The 17129-nt window shown below is 67.5% G+C and carries 16 protein-coding genes; 2 read left to right on the top strand and 14 right to left on the bottom strand.

Annotated elements, in window-relative coordinates:
• Positions 1 to 7 precede the first annotated feature (7 nt).
• From VGK27_13300 to VGK27_13235, 14 genes are all read right to left on the bottom strand, one after another.
• The gene (locus tag VGK27_13300) at positions 8 to 208 is read right to left on the bottom strand and encodes a hypothetical protein (protein HEY3491080.1); all 201 of its coding nucleotides are present in this window, start codon (positions 206 to 208) and stop codon (positions 8 to 10) included.
• Positions 205 to 933 carry a class I SAM-dependent methyltransferase gene (locus tag VGK27_13295; protein HEY3491079.1) on the bottom strand — a complete coding sequence of 243 codons (729 nt, stop codon included), beginning with the start codon at positions 931 to 933 and terminating at the stop codon, positions 205 to 207. Before VGK27_13295 ends, VGK27_13300 begins: the two co-directional genes overlap by 4 nt.
• Complete coding sequence (locus VGK27_13290; protein ID HEY3491078.1) at positions 923 to 1933, bottom strand: glycosyltransferase family 2 protein; 1011 nt, start codon at positions 1931 to 1933, stop codon at positions 923 to 925. Before VGK27_13290 ends, VGK27_13295 begins: the two co-directional genes overlap by 11 nt.
• 71 nt (positions 1934 to 2004) lie before the next feature.
• Positions 2005 to 2625: a response regulator transcription factor gene (locus VGK27_13285; protein HEY3491077.1), complete on the bottom strand. Its 621-nt coding sequence runs from the start codon at positions 2623 to 2625 to the stop codon at positions 2005 to 2007.
• Positions 2622 to 4424 (bottom strand): sensor histidine kinase, encoded by a 1803-nt coding sequence (locus VGK27_13280; protein HEY3491076.1) that lies wholly within the window; start codon positions 4422 to 4424, stop codon positions 2622 to 2624. The genes VGK27_13285 and VGK27_13280 overlap by 4 nt, the downstream gene beginning before the upstream one ends.
• Positions 4421 to 5479, bottom strand: a complete 1059-nt coding sequence (gene queA, locus VGK27_13275; GenBank protein HEY3491075.1) for a tRNA preQ1(34) S-adenosylmethionine ribosyltransferase-isomerase QueA — start codon at positions 5477 to 5479, stop codon at positions 4421 to 4423. The genes VGK27_13280 and queA overlap by 4 nt, the downstream gene beginning before the upstream one ends.
• Positions 5476 to 6789 (bottom strand): SpoIID/LytB domain-containing protein, encoded by a 1314-nt coding sequence (locus VGK27_13270; GenBank protein ID HEY3491074.1) that lies wholly within the window; start codon positions 6787 to 6789, stop codon positions 5476 to 5478. Before VGK27_13270 ends, queA begins: the two co-directional genes overlap by 4 nt.
• Before the next feature lie 22 nt (positions 6790 to 6811).
• Positions 6812 to 7630: a slipin family protein gene (locus VGK27_13265; protein HEY3491073.1), complete on the bottom strand. Its 819-nt coding sequence runs from the start codon at positions 7628 to 7630 to the stop codon at positions 6812 to 6814.
• 27 nt (positions 7631 to 7657) lie between these two features.
• Complete coding sequence (locus VGK27_13260) at positions 7658 to 8980, bottom strand: nodulation protein NfeD (protein HEY3491072.1); 1323 nt, start codon at positions 8978 to 8980, stop codon at positions 7658 to 7660.
• Positions 8977 to 10182: a class I SAM-dependent rRNA methyltransferase gene (locus VGK27_13255; protein HEY3491071.1), complete on the bottom strand. Its 1206-nt coding sequence runs from the start codon at positions 10180 to 10182 to the stop codon at positions 8977 to 8979. Before VGK27_13255 ends, VGK27_13260 begins: the two co-directional genes overlap by 4 nt.
• On the bottom strand, positions 10172 to 10891 hold the full coding sequence (locus VGK27_13250; protein HEY3491070.1) for a uracil-DNA glycosylase: 720 nt from the start codon (positions 10889 to 10891) through the stop codon (positions 10172 to 10174). The genes VGK27_13255 and VGK27_13250 overlap by 11 nt, the downstream gene beginning before the upstream one ends.
• A complete protein-coding gene (gene coaBC, locus VGK27_13245; protein HEY3491069.1) occupies positions 10888 to 12084 on the bottom strand; it encodes a bifunctional phosphopantothenoylcysteine decarboxylase/phosphopantothenate--cysteine ligase CoaBC in 1197 nt (398 codons plus the stop codon). Before coaBC ends, VGK27_13250 begins: the two co-directional genes overlap by 4 nt.
• Before the next feature lie 26 nt (positions 12085 to 12110).
• A complete protein-coding gene (locus VGK27_13240) occupies positions 12111 to 12770 on the bottom strand; it encodes an MBL fold metallo-hydrolase (GenBank protein HEY3491068.1) in 660 nt (219 codons plus the stop codon).
• Positions 12767 to 15265 (bottom strand): sugar phosphate nucleotidyltransferase, encoded by a 2499-nt coding sequence (locus tag VGK27_13235; protein ID HEY3491067.1) that lies wholly within the window; start codon positions 15263 to 15265, stop codon positions 12767 to 12769. The genes VGK27_13240 and VGK27_13235 overlap by 4 nt, the downstream gene beginning before the upstream one ends.
• A gap of 83 nt (positions 15266 to 15348) precedes the next feature.
• Between VGK27_13235 and VGK27_13230 the strand changes: the two genes are divergently transcribed.
• Together VGK27_13230 and VGK27_13225 are read left to right on the top strand one after the other, a co-directional pair.
• Positions 15349 to 15762 carry an NUDIX hydrolase gene (locus VGK27_13230; GenBank protein HEY3491066.1) on the top strand — a complete coding sequence of 138 codons (414 nt, stop codon included), beginning with the start codon at positions 15349 to 15351 and terminating at the stop codon, positions 15760 to 15762.
• Between the two features lie 55 nt (positions 15763 to 15817).
• Complete coding sequence (locus VGK27_13225; GenBank protein ID HEY3491065.1) at positions 15818 to 17098, top strand: class II fructose-bisphosphate aldolase; 1281 nt, start codon at positions 15818 to 15820, stop codon at positions 17096 to 17098.
• Positions 17099 to 17129: the final 31 nt, after the last annotated feature.

The raw sequence follows: 17129 nt of genomic DNA, 5'->3' as shown, positions 1-17129 counted from the left end.
CGCGGGGTCAGTTGGAGGCGGCGGCCTGGTCGACTTGCAGGCGGGTGCCGTTGACGACGCCCGGCGTGTTCAGGGCGACCGGGTTTTCGGGCTCCAGCTCGAGCGCGTTGCGAAGACACCGGTCGGCCCCCCCGGCGGCCGCGATCGCCAGGCCCACCGGAAGAATCGCCGGCAGCAGGAAGTCGAGGGTCTTTCCCTTCGGCATCATCCGGGCCGCTTCGCCTGGCACCAGACCGATAGACCGGCGGGCAGCGACCCGAGGTCGAGGAACGCGTTTTCAACGCGCATCGCCAGTGCCAGCAGGGCGTTCAAGGGAGCCGGGAGGGGACGCAGCTCCGACGCGCCTCCCCGATCGACCCGGGAGCCGGCTTTCTCGACGAGGCAACGCCGGATGAACGCGAAAGGCAGGGCTGCAAGGTTGCGATAGGTCAGCTCGACGATCTCGAAGCCGGCAGCGAGGACCAGCCGGCGGACGGCCTCCGCGGTGTAACGGCGCGCCCCGTGGACACGGAGGTCGTGACGACCGGCGAGCCGACGATAGGCGGGAACCTGCAGGAGAAATATCCCGCCGGGCCTGAGAACCCGCCCGCACTCGCGCAGCGCGGCGCCCTCGTCGGCGACGGCCCGGTGGTAGATCACGTCGAGCGCCAGGACCGCGTCGAAACTTTCGGAGCGGAAAGGAAGCGCGCAGGCGGAGGCAGCGCACAAGCCACGGAGCCCCCGCTCCCGGGAAAGCTCCAGAGCAACCCGCGAACAGTCGACGCCCACGGCCTGGCGGTCGCGAAAGCGATCGAGCATGCCGCCCGTCCCGCACCCGACGTCGAGGATCCGCTGCGAATCGCCGAGCCGGTCGAGCGCGAGGGCGCGAAGCCCCCTGTACCACCAGTGGTCGTCCTCGACGGCCCGCATGGCGGCGTACTCGCTACTTTCCATCGGTGCCTTCGACGACCTGGCGAACCACGTACTGCGGGGTCCCGTTGACCGTCAGGACCAGCTGGCCGAGATATTCCCCCACCACGCCGAGGATGAGCAGCTGAACCCCGGAAAACAGGGTAATCGCCACGATCAGCGACGGCCAGCCGATCGGGAGGCCCGGATTCTGCAGTTTTTCGACGGTGGCATAGACGGCGCCGGCGATGCCGAGCAGGCTGAAGAATACGCCCAGCAGCGTGCTCACCCGCAGCGGAACGACCGAGAAGTTGACCGACATGGTTGCCCAGAGGCGGAGCAGCTTCGACGCGGTGTAGCCGGAGCGGTCTTTCCGGGTCGGGGCGTGCGTGGTCGTGATGACGCCGATGTTCCGCGTGACGCGGAGCGCGAGGCCGTCGACGTAGGGGAACGGTCCGCGGTAGGCGGTGACATGGTTGACCGCGAACCGGCTGAGGCACTTGAAGCTGGAGAGGTACAGGCCATCGGGGAGCTTCATGAGGCGTCGCGCCGCCGCGTTGACCAGACGACTGCCCAGGTTCCTGGCCCAGTGATGCCGCTTGACGGGATAGGCAGCGAAGACGATGTCGCGGCCGGACCGCACCGCCTCGTCGGCCAGCCGGTAGGCCTCGGCGGGTGGGTTCTGGAAATCGTCGTCCATGATGACGCAGAAATCGCCGGTCGCGTGGGCCAGGCCGGCCATGACGGCATTGTGCTCGCCGACGTTGCGGGCGAGATCGACGAAAGTGACGGTCCCGGAGTGCCGGCGGGCGATCCCGGTGCAGATGGCGCGCGAGGCGTCGAAGCTGGCGTCGTTGACGAGGACGACCTGGAGGCGATAGCCGGGATTCGCGGATACGACGGCGTCGGTCAACGTCTCGATGGTCGTGGCGCCGTTGTAGACGGGAATGACGATCGAAAGGCGAACCCGGGACTCGATCGATCCGGGGAATCGGGACGGCCGGGGGGAAGCGTCGGCCGCGTACGGCGTGAGGACACTCTGCATCGGTCCAGTCTAGCGGCCCGGCCCGGCCCGGGAATCAGGTGAACACCTGACCGACCCTCTTCCTCCGGGGATTATTCGGCCAACCCTTCCTTGATGGCGTAGATGGCGATCTGGGCGGTCTTGTGAAACCCCAGCTTGTCCATGACATGCTGCCGGTGCGTCTCGACGGTCTTGACCCCGATCCCGAGCTGCACGGCGATCTCCCGGGTCGTCTTGCCGGCAGCGATCAGGGAAACGACCTCCCGCTCGCGCGGTGTGAGCGTTTCCTGCATCTCCCCGTTGCCCGATCCGGACAACGCGGCCCTCACCGGGGCACTCAGGAAGCGGCTGCCCCCGACGATCGAGGCGATCGCCTGCTCCAGGTCGTCGAACGCCTCCTCCTTCAGCATGTAGCCGTCGGCGCCGGATTCGAGGGCGCGCCGGACGCTTGACGCCTCCTTGTGCATCGACAGGATGAGCACCTTGACCGGGAGGCCTTCGGCCCGGATCCTGCGCGTCACCTCGAAGCCGTCCATGACCGGCATGGAGATATCGAGGATCAGCACGTCGGGGCGAAGCTCCCGGGTCATGGACAACGCCTCGCTCCCATCGCGCGCGCTGCCCGCCAGGAGGACCTGCTCACGGCCGGACAGCAGCTCGGACAGCCCCTGCCGGAAGATCGCGTGGTCGTCGGCGATCAGGACGCGGATCATGGCAGCGGCACCTCCAGGGTCACGGTCGTTCCGGCACCCGGGACGCTCTCCAGGGAGCAGCGCCCCCCCAGGAGCTCTGCCCGCTCCTGCATCGTGGTCAGACCGATGCCGGCGGGCTTCCCTTCCCCGGCGACGATCCCGACCCCGTTGTCGGACACCTTCAGGATCATCTCTTTCTCCGAACGGTACAGCGAGACGTCGATCCGGGTGGCCCGGGCATGCTTGACCACGTTGGACAGGATCTCCTGGAGGGCGCGGTAGAGGTTGTCCTTGACCCGGGATGGCGGGTCGTCCATCTCGGCCTCCCCCCCGTGCACCCGAACCTCGATCCCGCCCTGCCCCACGAAGGATTCCGCGAACCATCGGATCGCCTCGAGAAGGCTCATCGTTTCCATGAAGGAGGGGCGCAGGTCGACGGAGATACGGCGGACGTCCTCGATGATGCCCGAGACTTCTTTCGTCAGGCTGTCAAGCGTTTCGGGTAACGGCCGCTCTCCTCCCCTCGCCTTCGAGGAGAACAACTGGAGCCGGAGCTTGAGGGCAAGCAGCGACTGCCCGATGCCGTCGTGTATATCGCGCGCCAGACGGCTCCGCTCCGCTTCGTGGGCATCGAGAAGCCGCGAGGACACGGACACCAGCCGGGATTGCATCCTGGCGTGCCGGGACGTCAGGGCATACAACATGGAGAGGATGAGGAATCCCATCGAATAGTCCTGGAAATTCAACCCCCAGTAGACTTCGATCCGCGACCCGATGACATAGGCGGCGACGCCCACGAGGACGGGGATGGAATCCTCCCGCCTGGCGGATACGGCCCGGGCCGACAGCAACAGGTAATAGCATCCCAAAAGGGCAAGAAGGACCTTCCATGGCATGGCCAAGGCGGTCAGCGCCGTCAATGGGGGAAGAAACGCCTGCATCACAATGAATCCAGCCGTCGAGGCGGAGAGAAGCCAGCAAAGGACTCCGAAGCGGGCAGCCGTGATGCTCGCGACAAGAGGCAGCATCAGGATCGGGGTCGCCGTCGCCAGGAATCCCGCAAGCGAATCGATCGAATTCCACGCTAACCCGAGGTAGCGGAAGAGCAGGCTCCCGATCAGGAAGGTTGTTGCGTACACGGCGGTGAAGGAGACGAACAGCAGGTAATCGGTCCGAACCCCTGCCGTGGACATGAGAAATATATAGAAAGCGATGGCCAGCAGGAACATCGTCATGAAGGCCGATTCCATGGCGATGGTCCAGGTGTTTACCCGTTCCGCCTCGAGGAGAATCCGGTTGTTTTTCCCGATCCGGATGGGACCGTTGAACAGGTCGACGTTCCTGGCGGCGAACAGCGCCCGCATCGTCAAGACATTCCCGCCGACCCGGAGCACGCCGTTGGGGATCTCGATCACGCGGACCGCCCCGGGAACAGTAACGTACCGTTGCCCGATGATCCCTTCCCCGCCGATGCGGACCCCGTTGATCCAGACCTCCTCGGCGTCGGCCGGGTTGGAGATGAACAGCGACGGAGAGTGCCACCGATTGATGTCTTGGAGCGTGAACGCGAGGCGGATCCACCCGACCCCTTCCCGGTGCGGAATCGGACGGGCCACGCCGGAGGGGCCGAGCGCCACGCAGTCCCAGCCCGGCCCATTCGCCGGGGGACACGGTGTCGCCAGGTTGTCGCACATCGACACCTGGAGGACGCCGGTCAACCGGGCCGTTTCGGGTGCGGTCCGCCAGGGGGCCCGGCATCCTGAAAGGGCGATGCCGGCCAACAGAAGCAGGGCGAGGATCGCCGGGCCGCGTCTCGTCATGAGAGGAACATCGCGTCGCCGTAGCTGAAGAAACGGTAACGTCCGGCAACGGCTTCGGCATAGGCGGAACGGACGAGGTCGATGCCTCCGAACGCCATGACAAGGGCCAGCAGGCTGGATTTCGGCAGGTGGAAATTGGTCAGCATCGCATCGACGACCCGAAACGGGCGGCCGGGATAGAGAAAGATGCGCGTCTCCCCTTCGCCGGGACAAACCAGCCCGCCATCCGCCGCGCACGTTTCGAGCGTGCGGACCGAAGTCGTGCCGACGGCGACGACGCGTCCCCCGCGGGCACGGGCGCTTGCGACGGCCTCTGCGGTCTCTTCCGGCAGGCGGTATCGCTCGGCGTGGATGTCGTAATCCTCGACCGATTCGGTGCGGATGGGAGAGAAGGTCCCGTAGCCGACGGACAGGGTGACATAGGCAATCGAGACGCCGAGCCGGCGAACCTCGTCGAGCAGCTCGGGATCGAAATGCAGACCGGCGGTCGGCGCGGCCACGGACCCGGGACGTCGCGCGAACACCGTCTGGTACCGGGTGGCATCCTCGGAAAGATTCGCATCCCCGGGGCTGCGCCGGATGTAGGGCGGCAGCGGAATCTCGCCCGCCCGTTCTCGGGCCGGCTCGACCGGCCCGGGAGCCGTCAGCCGGACGGTCCAGCGACCGTCGCCCTCCGCAGCGAGCAGCGTGGCCGTCACGCCCTCCCCGACGTCGAACGCGTCTCCGGCCTGAAGCCGCTTGGAGGGGCGGGCGAGCGCAAGCCACGTCTCCACGCGCTGATCCGAAGCCGCGTCGACCGATTGCGAGAGCAGGAAGATCTCGACCGCCCCTCCGGTCGGCCGCTTCGAGCGCAGCCGCCCCCGGATCACCCGCGTGTCGTTGAGCACGAGCAGGTCGCCCGCCCGCAGGAGCGACGGAAATTCGGCGAACCGTCGATGGCCGATCGCCCCGACCCCCCGGTCGACCGTCATCAGCCGGGCGTCGCGCCGCCTTGCGGCGGGATGCTGGGCGATCAGCGCGTCGGGCAGGTCGAATTCGAGCATGCCGGTCTTCAAGTTGTCCCTCCGGAAAGCCGCGTCCCCGGATAATACCGGGAGAGAATCTCCCGGAAATCGCACCCGCGGCCGGCCATTCCGTTGGCGCCCCATTGGCACAGGCCGACGCCGTGGCCGTAGCCTTCCCCTGCGATCTTCCAGCCGTCGCCGGCGCGGGCGATCGCCATCTTGAGGCTCTTGACCTTCGTCGAGCCCAGTGCCTGCCGGAAGACGGCCGCTGCGGTCTCCCGCGAGACGCCGCCGGACGAAAGACGGATGCGGGCGGCGCGTCCGGTCGGGGTCGTGGCGACGATCTCGATCTTGAGGTTGTCACGCACGCGAAGGCCCAGGGCTCGGGCCACCCGCTTCCCCTCGTCGGATGGCAGGCGATATTCCCACTTCCAGGCCGGGCTCTCCCGGCAGTCGTCGCAGGCGACGGACCGCAGGTAAGGGAACGGCCTTCCCCAGGCATCGGCGGCGTCCTCGGTCCTCCCGCCGCAGGTCGAGTGATAGTTGGCGCTCGCGAGGGCGTCCCCGTACCAGATCAAGACACCGCGTGTCTCCGCGGCCGCGGCCCGGAATTGCGGCAGCACCTTTTCGATCCCGTCGAACACCTGGTCGTCGACGCCGTTCAGCAGGTCGTACGCGGGATCGCGCGGCTTCGCCGCCGCATTGACCGCATAGGTCCGGATGGCGATCGCCAGCGCCGCCAGCGCCTCGGGCCGGAAGGCGGGAGAAGCTTCCCGGCTCAGGACCGCGGCGACGTATTCCTCGAGCGACAGCGCGGAGATGGCGATGAGCTTGCCCTGCCGGTTAAGGATTCGCACGCGGCCCGGCGGCAGCCGGCGTCCTGCAACCGTGAACAACCCGTCGCTCCCGACGTCGACCGGCCCCTCGATGCGCGTCGTGCCGAACCGGATCCGCGAACCTTCGGCCGTAAACGTGATCCGGCCGTTCATTTCGCCGGTCGGTGCGCCGTCGTCGCGCCAGGCATGGACCGGGCATCCGTCGACCGCGACGGAGGCGGCGGGCCCTGCGACCAGGACCCGGACGATCCGGTCGGGGGCGGACAGTTTCCCTGTGACGACCGGGGGGAGCGGCGAGGGGGGCTTCTCACGGTCGAGCCGCTCGGGCGGGACGGCCGGCAGTGACGTTCCTCCGGGCACCGGGCACTGCGGCGGCGGCGCCAGCCGGATCTTCCGCTCGACGGGCGCCGGGGGAGCCGGCGGCAAGGGTGACTTGCGTGGCTTTTTCGCGGCGCACCCGGCGGCGACCGAGGTCGCGAGCGCACCGGCCAGGAAGATGGCCATGGCCCGGCGATTCAAAGGCAACGGATGCAGCATGTCTCCGGCATCAACCTTCGGCGTTCGGAGCCTGCGCCTTTTCGGGGGCGGTCACGGCTACGGGCGCCGGGGGCGCGGCAACCATGCGCTTCGCCATATCGATGAATGGCGTGAACAGGTCGATCGGCACCGGGAAGATCGTCGTCGAATTGTTCTCCGCTGCCACCTCCCGCAGCGTCTGCAGGTAGCGGAGCTGGAGGGCGATCGGATGGGTGCCGATGATCTCGGCCGCGTCGGTCAGCTTCTGGGCCGCCTGGAATTCGCCTTCGGCCCCGATGACCTTCGCTCGCCGCTCGCGCTCGGCCTCGGCCTGCTTTGCCATCGCCCGCTGCATCTCCTGCGGCAGGTCGATCTGCTTCACCTCGACCTTGGCCACCTTGACGCCCCAGGGCTCGGTGTCCTTGTCGAGGATCTCCTGCACGTGGTCGTTGATCTTCTCTCGCTCGGAGAGGAGTTCGTCGAGGTTCGCCTGCCCGCAGACCGAGCGCAGCGTCGTCTGCGCAAGCTGCGAGGTCGCATACAGGTAGTTCTCGACGCTGATGATCGCCCGGTTGGGATCGATGACCCGGAAATAGACGACCGCGCTCACCTTGATCGACACGTTGTCGCGCGTGATGACGTCCTGGGCCGGCACGTCGAGCGCCACGACCCGCAAGCCCACGCGCACCATCTTGTCGATGCCGGGGATCAGCAGGATGAGGCCGGGCCCCTTGGCCCCGATCACGCGCCCTAGCCGGAAGACGACTCCGCGCTCGTATTCGTTGAGGATCTTGATGGCGTTGTAGAGAAACAGCACCACGAGTACGAGGAGCGCGAGATAGATGGGCATGATGACCTCCGAGTTTTTTGTGCGGGATCAGTTCGTTTGTTGCCGTTGCGGGACGGGTTGCACCCGGAGCGTCATCCCTTCGCGGCCCGAGACGGTCACGGCGTCCCCGCGCGAGACGGGCCGGTCGCAGCGCGCGTCCCACTGCTCGCCCTGGACGAAGACCTTCCCCCGGCCGGCCGCGTCGAAATCGGCGCGCGCCTCGCCGACCGCCCCGATCATCCCCTCGGACCCGGTCATCGGCTGCGCCCGCCGGCTTTTGACCACGAGCCGGACGACCGCCGAGAAGAAGAGGACGGAGACGCCGACCATCGTCCCCACGACGCTCCAGGAGATGCGCAGCCAGGGATCGGCCGAGGTGCGGAAGAGCATGAGGGTGCCGAGGAGCATGGCGACCGTCCCGCCGATCGACAGCGTGCCGTAGGAATGCACCTTCACCTCGAGCAGGAACAGGACGACGCCCAGCAGGATCATGAGAAGGCCCGCGTAATCGGCCGAAAGCGTCTGCATGGCATAGAAGCCCAGGATCAGTGAGATGCCGCCCACCACGCCGGGAAACACGGCGCCGGGGTTGGACAGCTCGAAGAAGAGTCCGTAGATGCCGACCATCAGCAGGATGTACGCGATGTTCGGGTCGGCCAGCGCGGAAAGCGCCCGATGGCGGAAATCCATCGGGTAGCGGACGACCCGGGCGTCCCGCGTCCGGAGCGTGACGTTCCCGGTCTCCTTGCGGACCGTCCGGCCGTCGACCTGCGCCAGCAGGACGGCCAGGCTCGGGGAGACCAGGTCGATCACCCCGTTGTCGAGCGCCTCGCGCTCGGTCAGCGACGCGCTCTTCCGGACGGCGCTCTCGGCCCAGGCGGGATTGCGGCCCTTGCGCGCCGCCAGCGACCGGGCATAGGCGGCCGAATCGTTCTCGACCTTGCCGGCCATCGTGTTGTCCATCGTCCCGCCGCCGATACCGACCGGATGCGCCGCCCCGATATTGGTGCCGGGCGCCATCGCCGCGACATCGGAAGCCAGCGTGACGAGCACACCGGCCGACGCGGCCCGTGCCCCGGAGGGCGACACGTAGACGGCGACCGGGACGCGCGACCCGAGAATGCCGCGCACCATCTGGCGCATCGCGCTTTCGAGCCCGCCGGGCGTGTCGAGTTCGACGACCAGAAGACCCGCATGCTCTTCCTCGGCGCGGGCGATCGCGCTTGAAAGATAGTCGGCCGTCACCGGGTTGATCGACGCGGCGATCGTCGCCACCAATACCGGGGGTGTCGCCGTATTGCCGGAGACCGCCCCTGCCCGGAATCCCGGCAGGAGGAGCAGTGCGATGAGGAATGGGATCACGCGCTTCATGGAAGCCTTTTCCTCCAGACGGCAAACTTGAGGTAGTCGGTCTCGGGCATGCCGAGCAGCACCGGATGGTCGGGCGGAGGCCCGCCGGCGGCCACGAGTTCGAGGTCGGCACGCGCGTCGGCGGCGGCGCCGCGCAATGCTTCCTTCCACATCGGAAGGTCGACCAGCTGGGTGCAGGACGCGGTGGCCAGCAATCCGCCGGGCGAAAGCAGCGACAGCCCGAGCCGGTTGACGTCGCGGTAACCGCGGATCGCCCCCTCGCGGCCCTCCCGCGCCTTGGCGAACGCCGGCGGATCGAGCACCACGAGCCCGAAGCGGCGGCCCGAGGCCGACAAGTCGCGAAGCTCCTGGAAGAGGTTGGCGGCCCGTCCCTCCCACCGGGAGGAATAGCCGTTGCGTTCGGCATTCCCGCGCGCGGCCTCGATGGCGTAGTCGGAAGAATCGACCGCGAGCACGTCGGAGGCCCCTCCTGCCAGAGCGTAGAGCCCGAAGCCGCCGGTCGAGCAGAAGCCGTCGAGCACGGAGCGGCCCCCCGCGAGGTCCCGGACGATCCGCCGGTTCGCCCGCTGGTCGAGGAAGAAACCGGTCTTGGGCCCCCGCTCGACGTCGACGAGAAAACGGACCCCGTCGGTCTCGATGAGAGACTCCGACGACCCTTCCCCGAAAACGGGCCCTTTGCGCTCGGGCAATCCCTCGTGCTTCCGCGCGCCCCCCTCGGAGCGCTCATAGACCAGGCGCGGATGGTGCGACGCGACGAGTTCCGCGAGGATCTCCTCCCGATAAGTCTCCATCCCCGCGGTGAGGATCTGGACGGAAAGAACGTCGCCGAACCGGTCGACGACGAGGCCGGGCATCGCGTCGGCCTCGGAAAAGCACAGCCGCATCGCCGTCTCGTCCCCCCACCCGGCGGCAGACCTGCGCTCGCGTGCCTCGCGGAGGCGGCGGGCAATAAAGTCACGGCCCGGCGAGATCGTCTCCCGCGAGACGATCCGGAGTGCAATCCGGCTTTGCAGGTTGAGCATCGCCGTGCCGAGCGGGAGGCCCGACCGCGACTCGACTCGAACCCAGGTTCCAAGCGCGACGCCGGGCGGCGTCTCGCGCAGGTCGTCGCCGAAGATCCAGGCGTGGCCTGCGTTGATCCGCTCCTCGGCCCGTCGGCTGACGCGGACAAGCGGGAGCGCGCCCCCTTCTTCAACGGGCATCGAGCCACCCCTTCAGCGTCGCCATATCCTGGAACACCTCTTCCTCCCGGCGGGGATCGCGCAGGATGTAGGCCGGGTGATAGGTCGGGAGGACCGGGATTCCCTGGTACTCCCGCCATTGCCCCCGCTCCCGGGTGATCTTGGGTTCACCCCCGAGAAGGAACCTTAGCGCGGTCGAGCCTAGCAGGCAGATCGCCTCGGGCCGGATAAGCGCGATCTGCCGTTCGAGCCACGGGGTGCAGACCTCGGCCTCGCCCGGCAGCGGAGCGCGATTCCCGGGCGGACGGCATTTCACGATGTTGGCGATGTAGACGTCCTCGCGCAAAAGCCCCAGCCGCGGAATCCAGGTGTTAAGCCGCTTGCCGGCCGCTCCCACGAACGGCTCGCCCTGCGCATCCTCGTCGGCACCGGGCCCTTCCCCGATGAACATCAGGCGGGCGTGCGGGTTGCCGACGCCGAAAACAACCTGCGTCGCCTGGTCGCGCAGCGGGCAGCGGCGGCATGCCAGCGCCTCGACCCGGAGCGCGTCGAGCGTACCGGGCGCATCGGCCGGAATCGCGCCGGCATTCCCCGCGGCCCCGGCAGGAACGTCGGCCCCGGCCGGGGCGGGCTTCGAAGGCCGCTTCCCGGGCGTTTTCGGCACGAACGCGACGCCGATCTCGGCGAGATATTCGGCGACGAACGCCGGCGTCACGCGCGGGGACGTCATGCGATGACCCCTCTCGCGCAGAGCGTCGTCAAGATCGATTCGGCGACCGACTCCTTGTCGGCCCGCGGAATCTCGACCGACGCGCCGCCGGACAGGAAGAGGCGGACCTCGTTCTCGTCGGCGCCGAAGCCGATGTCGGCGCGGGAGACGTCGTTGGCGACGATCGCGTCGAGATGTTTCCGGGACAGCTTTCCCCGCGCGTTTTCCTCGGGATCGCCGGTCTCGGCCGCGAAACCGATCAGGACGCGATTTCCCTTGTCTTCCCCCAGTTCGGCCAGGATATCGACCGTGGGAACCAGCGCGATCGTTCCCGCGAAGGCCTCTTTCTTGATCTTGCGCGTCGGCGCATCGGCCGCGCGGAAATCGGCGACCGCGGCCGCCATCACCACGACATCGGCACGCTCGGACGCCGCCAGCACCGCATCGCGCATCTGGGCCGCGGACGCGACGCGCACCGTCTCGACGAAAAACGGGTCGGGCAGCGCGACGGGACCCGAGACGAGCGTGACCGACGCGCCGAGCCGGCGGGCGACGCGCGCCAGGGCGTAGCCCATCTTTCCCGAGGAGCGGTTGGTCAGGAAACGGACCGGGTCGACCGGCTCGGTGGTGGGGCCCGCGCTGACCACGACCTTCTTCCCCGATAGCGGCTTGTCGGACAGCAGGATGCGGACCATCTCTACGATGCGGGCCGGATCGGCCAGCCGCCCGGGCCCGAACGTGCCGCACGCCAGCTCGCCTTCGCCCGGGTCGACGAAGTGGACGCCGCGGGCGCGGAGCACCTCGATGTTCTCCCGGACCGCGCACGAGGCATACATCTGCGAGTTCATGGCCGGGGCGACCAGCACCGGCGCGTCGGTGGCCATCACCACGGTCGAGAGCATGTCGTCGGCGATGCCGTTCCGGATCTTGCCGAGGATGTTGGCGGTCGCGGGCGCCACGAGCAAGAGGTCGGCCCGCTGCGCGAGCGAAATGTGCCCGATTTCGGATTCGGAGACCAGGTTGAACAGGTCGGTCACGACCGGGTTGCCCGACAGCGTCTGGAGCGTCAGCGCCGTGATGAACTGCGCTCCCGAGGCCGTCAGCACGACGTGGACACTCGCCCCGCCCTTCCTGAATTCGCGAATGATCTCGCACGCCTTGTAGGCCGCGATGCCCCCCGTCACCCCGAGCACGATCTCCTTGCCCGCCAGCACGCCCAATGCACCTCTCCGCCCTTCGTTCATCGCCCGCCCCGATCGCCCGCGAAAAAAGGATTGCTCCGCTTCTCGCGCCCGACCGTCGTGTCGGGGCCGTGTCCCGGGATCAGCGTGACCGCGTCCCCCAGCGTGAAGATCTTTTCCCGGACCGATCGCATCAGGTCGGGCAGCGCCCCGCCCGGCAGGTCGGTTCGGCCGATCGAGCCCGCGAAGATCAGGTCGCCGACGAAGGCGTGGCCGGCGAGCACGAAGGTGACGCTGCCCGCAGAATGCCCGGGGGTATGAAGCACCCGGAATCCGTCGTCGCCGAAAGCCACCGTGTCGCCGTCTTCCACCAATACGTCGGGGGGCGGCACCGGATCGACCGGGATGCCGTAAAGCGCGCCGTGCGCCGATGCCTGCCGGATCAGGTCGACATCGGCCGCGTGAGCGTGGACCTTCGCCCCGGTCCGCTCCTTGAGGAGGCCGACCGCCCCGACGTGGTCGAAGTGGCCATGCGTCACCAGGATCGTCGTCAGCGCCAGCCCCCGTTCGGCGAGAAAGGAGAGGATCGACTCGCCCTCGTCGCCAGGATCGATCGCAGCGGCCGTCCGGGACGCGATGTGCTCGACGATCGCGCAGTTCTCCTGGAGCGGGCCGACCGGCAGGACGTGGACCCGGTAGACGCTCTCGACGCCTGTCACAGCGCGCCGCTCCATCCGGCGAACAGGTCGACGTAATGGTCGGCCAGCTGATCGGCCTTGCTGCGCTCGTCGGACTCGACGCACAGGTGGAAATAGGCCTCGTCCTGGCTCGGGTAGATGAGCACCCAGTCTTCGCCCTCGAAGATCTTGACCCCGTCGACGAACTGGCTCTCTTTCCCCTTGGCGTGCGCGGTCAGCGTTCGCATGAGGGCGCCCTTGTTCTCCCACGCGCAGGGGATCTTCCGCCGGACCAGGAACGTCGGCGCAACCTCGCGGTAGATATCGGAAAGCGTCCGCTCCTCGCCGGCCAGAAGCTCCATCAGCTTGACGATGGCGAACATGCCGTCGAAGGCCGGCTGGAATTTCGGGAACACGTATCCGCCGTCGCCGTCGCCGACGAAGACGACGTCCTCCCGCGTGGCGGCTTCGACCAGCGATCGCGGCAGCGTGCGCGTGCGGATCACCTCCATGCCGTACTTCGACGCGATCTTCTCGATATTCCGGGAGGCGGTGACCGGCACGCCGATCTTTCCCGCCCGCTTCTGGCGGCAAAGGAGGAGCGTCACGACCTGGAGCGCGACCCAGTCGGGGATGAGGTCGCCCTTCTCGTCGACGAGGAACACCTTCTCTCCCCCCGCGTCGAGCATCACCCCGAAGTCGGCCGCGAGCGAGCGCGCGATCGTGGTCAGGTGGTGCAACCCCCGGTCGAACTCCTCCTGCGTGCGCGTCAGCCGCGCCTGGTCGAGGATCGCGTTGAGCGCCACCGTCTCGACGCCGAGCTGCCCCAGGATGCGGGGAAAGATCATCGTCGACGCCCCGTACGAATAGTCGATGACGAGGTTGAACGCGCGCGCGCGGATCGCGTCGGCGTTGACGGTCTTCAGGAAGCCGCTCACGTAGGTCTCGACGCCGCCCACGGGAAAGGTGATCTCGCCCGTCTCGTCCATCTCGGCCCGGACGAAATCCTCGCGGAAGAAGAGCGATTCGACGCTCTTCTCGTGCGCCACCGGGATGTCGAGCCCGTTTTCGTCGAAGAACTTGATGTCGATCCAGGCCGGGTTGAAGGGGCTCTTGCGCGCATGGATGCCCCCCTTCTCCTCGCGCCGGCTGCGCGACAGGTAGCGGACGACCGGCAGCGGCGTCGTGCCGTAGTCGTGGACGTCGACGCCCACGGAAAGAAGGCCGGTCATGATCGCGCGATTGATCATCCGGGACGTCTTGTGGCTGTCGCGGCTCGTGGATACCATCACTTTCTTGCCGAAGGTGGCCGCGAAGGCGGCCCCCAGCTTGGCGGCGAACTCGGGGGAGATCTCGAGGTTGGCCAGGCCGTTGATGCCGTAGACTCCGAACAGCGACCGCGACCACTTCTCGCCCCAGATGAGCGACGCGGAGAGGACGGCGCCGTCCTCGACCGTCTTGTGCGGCCACACCTTGACGTTGGCCTTGACCGTCGCCTGTCGCCCGATCCGGCAATGGTCGCTGATCACCGCCCGCTCGGCGAGGAACGCCCCCTCGGAGATCTCGACGTCGGCGCCGATGATGTTCTCGAGGATGCGGGCCCCTTTTCCGATCTTCGTGCGGGGCCACACGACGCTCGACTGGATCACCGCGCCGTCCTCGACGACGCAGCCGTCGCCGAAGCTGACGTTCTCGGCCACGACGCCCGGTCCGATCCGGCAATCGCGACCGAGGATGACGTTCTTCAGCTCGGCGGTGTAGTCGACGTGGGACCCCTCGCCGATCCGGACGTTGGTGGTCCCGGCCAGCCGCCCTTCGACGTCGACCCTCGCCTTGCCCGACAGCACGTCGAGCTGGACGTTGAGATATTCGTCGAGGTTGCCGACGTCTTTCCAGTACCCTTCCGCAACGTAGCCCATCAGCCGGTCGCCGCGCGCCAGCATCGCGGGGAAAAGGTTCTTGCTGAAATCGAAGTTCTTTTTGGGGGGAATGAGATTCAGCACCTCGGGCTCGAGGATGTAGATGCCCGTGTTGATCGTGTCGGTGAACACCTCGCCCCAGGAAGGCTTCTCGAGGAAGCGGTTGATGCGGCCATCGTCCTCGGTCATGACGATGCCGTACTGCAGCGGATTGGGGACGCGGGTGAGCACGATGGTGCAAGCCGCCTTCTGCGCCTTGTGGAAGGCGATCGCCTTCGACAGGTCGAAGTCGGTGATGATGTCGGCGCTGATGACCATGAAGGTGTCGGTCAGGCGCTCCTCGCCGTTCTTTACGGCGCCGGCGGTCCCGTAATCCGCTTCCGCCGTGATGTAGTGCATGGAGGCCCCCCAGGGGGCGCCGTCGCCGAAGTAGGCGCTGATCTTTTCCGGGAAGAAGTAGAGCAGGACGTCCAGATCGGTGATGCCGGACTTGCCGAGCAGGCGGATGACATGTTCCATCATGGGGCGATTCGCGACGTACGCCATCGGCTTGGGCAGTTTCTCGGTCAGCGGACGCAGCCGCGTGCCGAAACCGCCCGCCATCACCACAGCCTTCATGCGGAAACCCTCCGGAAAGAGAATTGATTCGGTCCTTGCCGAATGACCATATAATCCGGACAGTATATCCCCGGAGGGCATCCATGAGGTATCAGAACCCGGTTCCGACGGTAGACGTCATCATCGAGACGGAGGGCGGCATCGTGCTGATCCGCCGGAAGAATCCGCCGCCGGGGTGGGCGATCCCGGGGGGCTTCGTGGACGTCGGGGAAAACGTCCGCGACGCGGCGGTGCGCGAGGCGCTCGAGGAGACGGGTCTCCGCGTCACCCTGACCGCGCTGCTTGGGGTCTATTCCGATCCCGATCGCGACCCGCGCCAGCACACGATCTCCACCGTCTTCGTCGGCACGGCCGCGGGCAACCCGCACGGGATGGACGACGCCGCAGAGGCGGGCCTGTTCACCGAGGAGAAGCTGCCTTCCCCGATCGCGTTCGACCACGCGCAGATCCTGGCGGACTACTTCCGCTTCAGGAAGACCGGGGAACGCCCGCTGTAAGCGTACCGAGGCCGGATGCTATAATCCCGCCATCAAATATCCTTTGGAGGATCCCTTGACCTACTCCGCCGATTTCGAGAAAGCGCTGGCCGTCGGCCGGCCGCCCAATATCCGGAAGCTGTTCCCCAACTCGCGGGCCTTGCTGGTCAGCGGCAAGGTGATCGACCGCGCCATGCAGGCGCGCGGAAAGGCCATCACGATGGCCTGCAACGCCCGCAGCACGCTTGTCGCCCGCGGGGCGCTCATGGCGGCCCAGCGCGCCAACTGCCCGGTCATCATCGAGATCGCGAAGTCCGAGGGCGGGCAGAAGTCCTACTGCCCCGTCAGCTACTGGAACATGGCGACCTTCGTCGACGCGCTGTGCAACGAGATGGGCATCACGGTCCCGGTGGCGATCCACGCCGACCATTACGGGATCAAGGACGCCAAGGACCTCGCCGCCGCGATGACGGAAATCCCCACGATGTTCGAGGCGGGCATCACCTCGATCGCCGTCGACGCCTCCCACCAGCCCGACGACCTCAACCTGCTCGCCAATATTGCGGTCAACCCGCTCATCCCGTCGTGGGCGGGCCTCGAGACCGAGGTCGGCGAGATCAAGGGCGCATCCGGGCTCTCCACGCCCGAGGAAGCGCGCTTCCTGATCGGGGGGCTCAATGCCCGAGGCATCCACCCCGACTGGATCGCGCTCAACAACGGCACCTCCCACGGCCTCGAGGCGTCCGACGCCGGCATCCAGGTCGATCTCACCGCCAAGGTTCACCAGGCGATCGCCCCGTACAACGTCAGCGGCGCGCAGCACGGCACCTCGGGCAACAGCTCCGAGCGGCTGCGCGAGATCGCGAACCGCACCTCGACGACGAAGGCCAACGTCGCCACCGCGCTCCAGATGGTCTCGTGGGGTCTCGAGGTCAACGACTACGGCAACGCGCAGCTCGACGCGAACGGCAATTTCATCAAGGTGCCGGGCGAAGGGATGACCGAGGAACTTTGGGCCGAGATGGTCGCCTACGCGAATGATAAGGGATGGAGGAAGGGCGACTACAAGAGCCTGAACCTGCCGTTCGAGAACAAGCTTCTTGCGCAGCCCGCGGCGATACGCGAGCGGATGGCGAAGCGGGTCGCCGATTTCGCCTACGGCATGATGACCAACGTGTTCAACGCGAAGGACACGGCGCCGCTGGCGATCGACGCGATCCTGAAAGCCGGGTCGCACGACCTGGGCCCGAAGGGAACGCGGATCGAGGATCCGGCCGACTGGACCGACGCGCGCATCCACGAAAAGGCGAAGTCGATCGGCGGCGACAAGGGGGCGGCCGGCAACTTCGACGACTGACCTTTTTATGCGGGCGGAGTCGTCCCGGCTC

Source organism: Candidatus Deferrimicrobiaceae bacterium (genome assembly GCA_036504035.1).
GTDB lineage: Bacteria > Desulfobacterota > Deferrimicrobia > Deferrimicrobiales > Deferrimicrobiaceae > JANXPS01.
The sequence above is the reverse complement of the archived record's forward strand: the minus strand, read 5'-3'. Positions and strand labels throughout refer to the sequence as shown.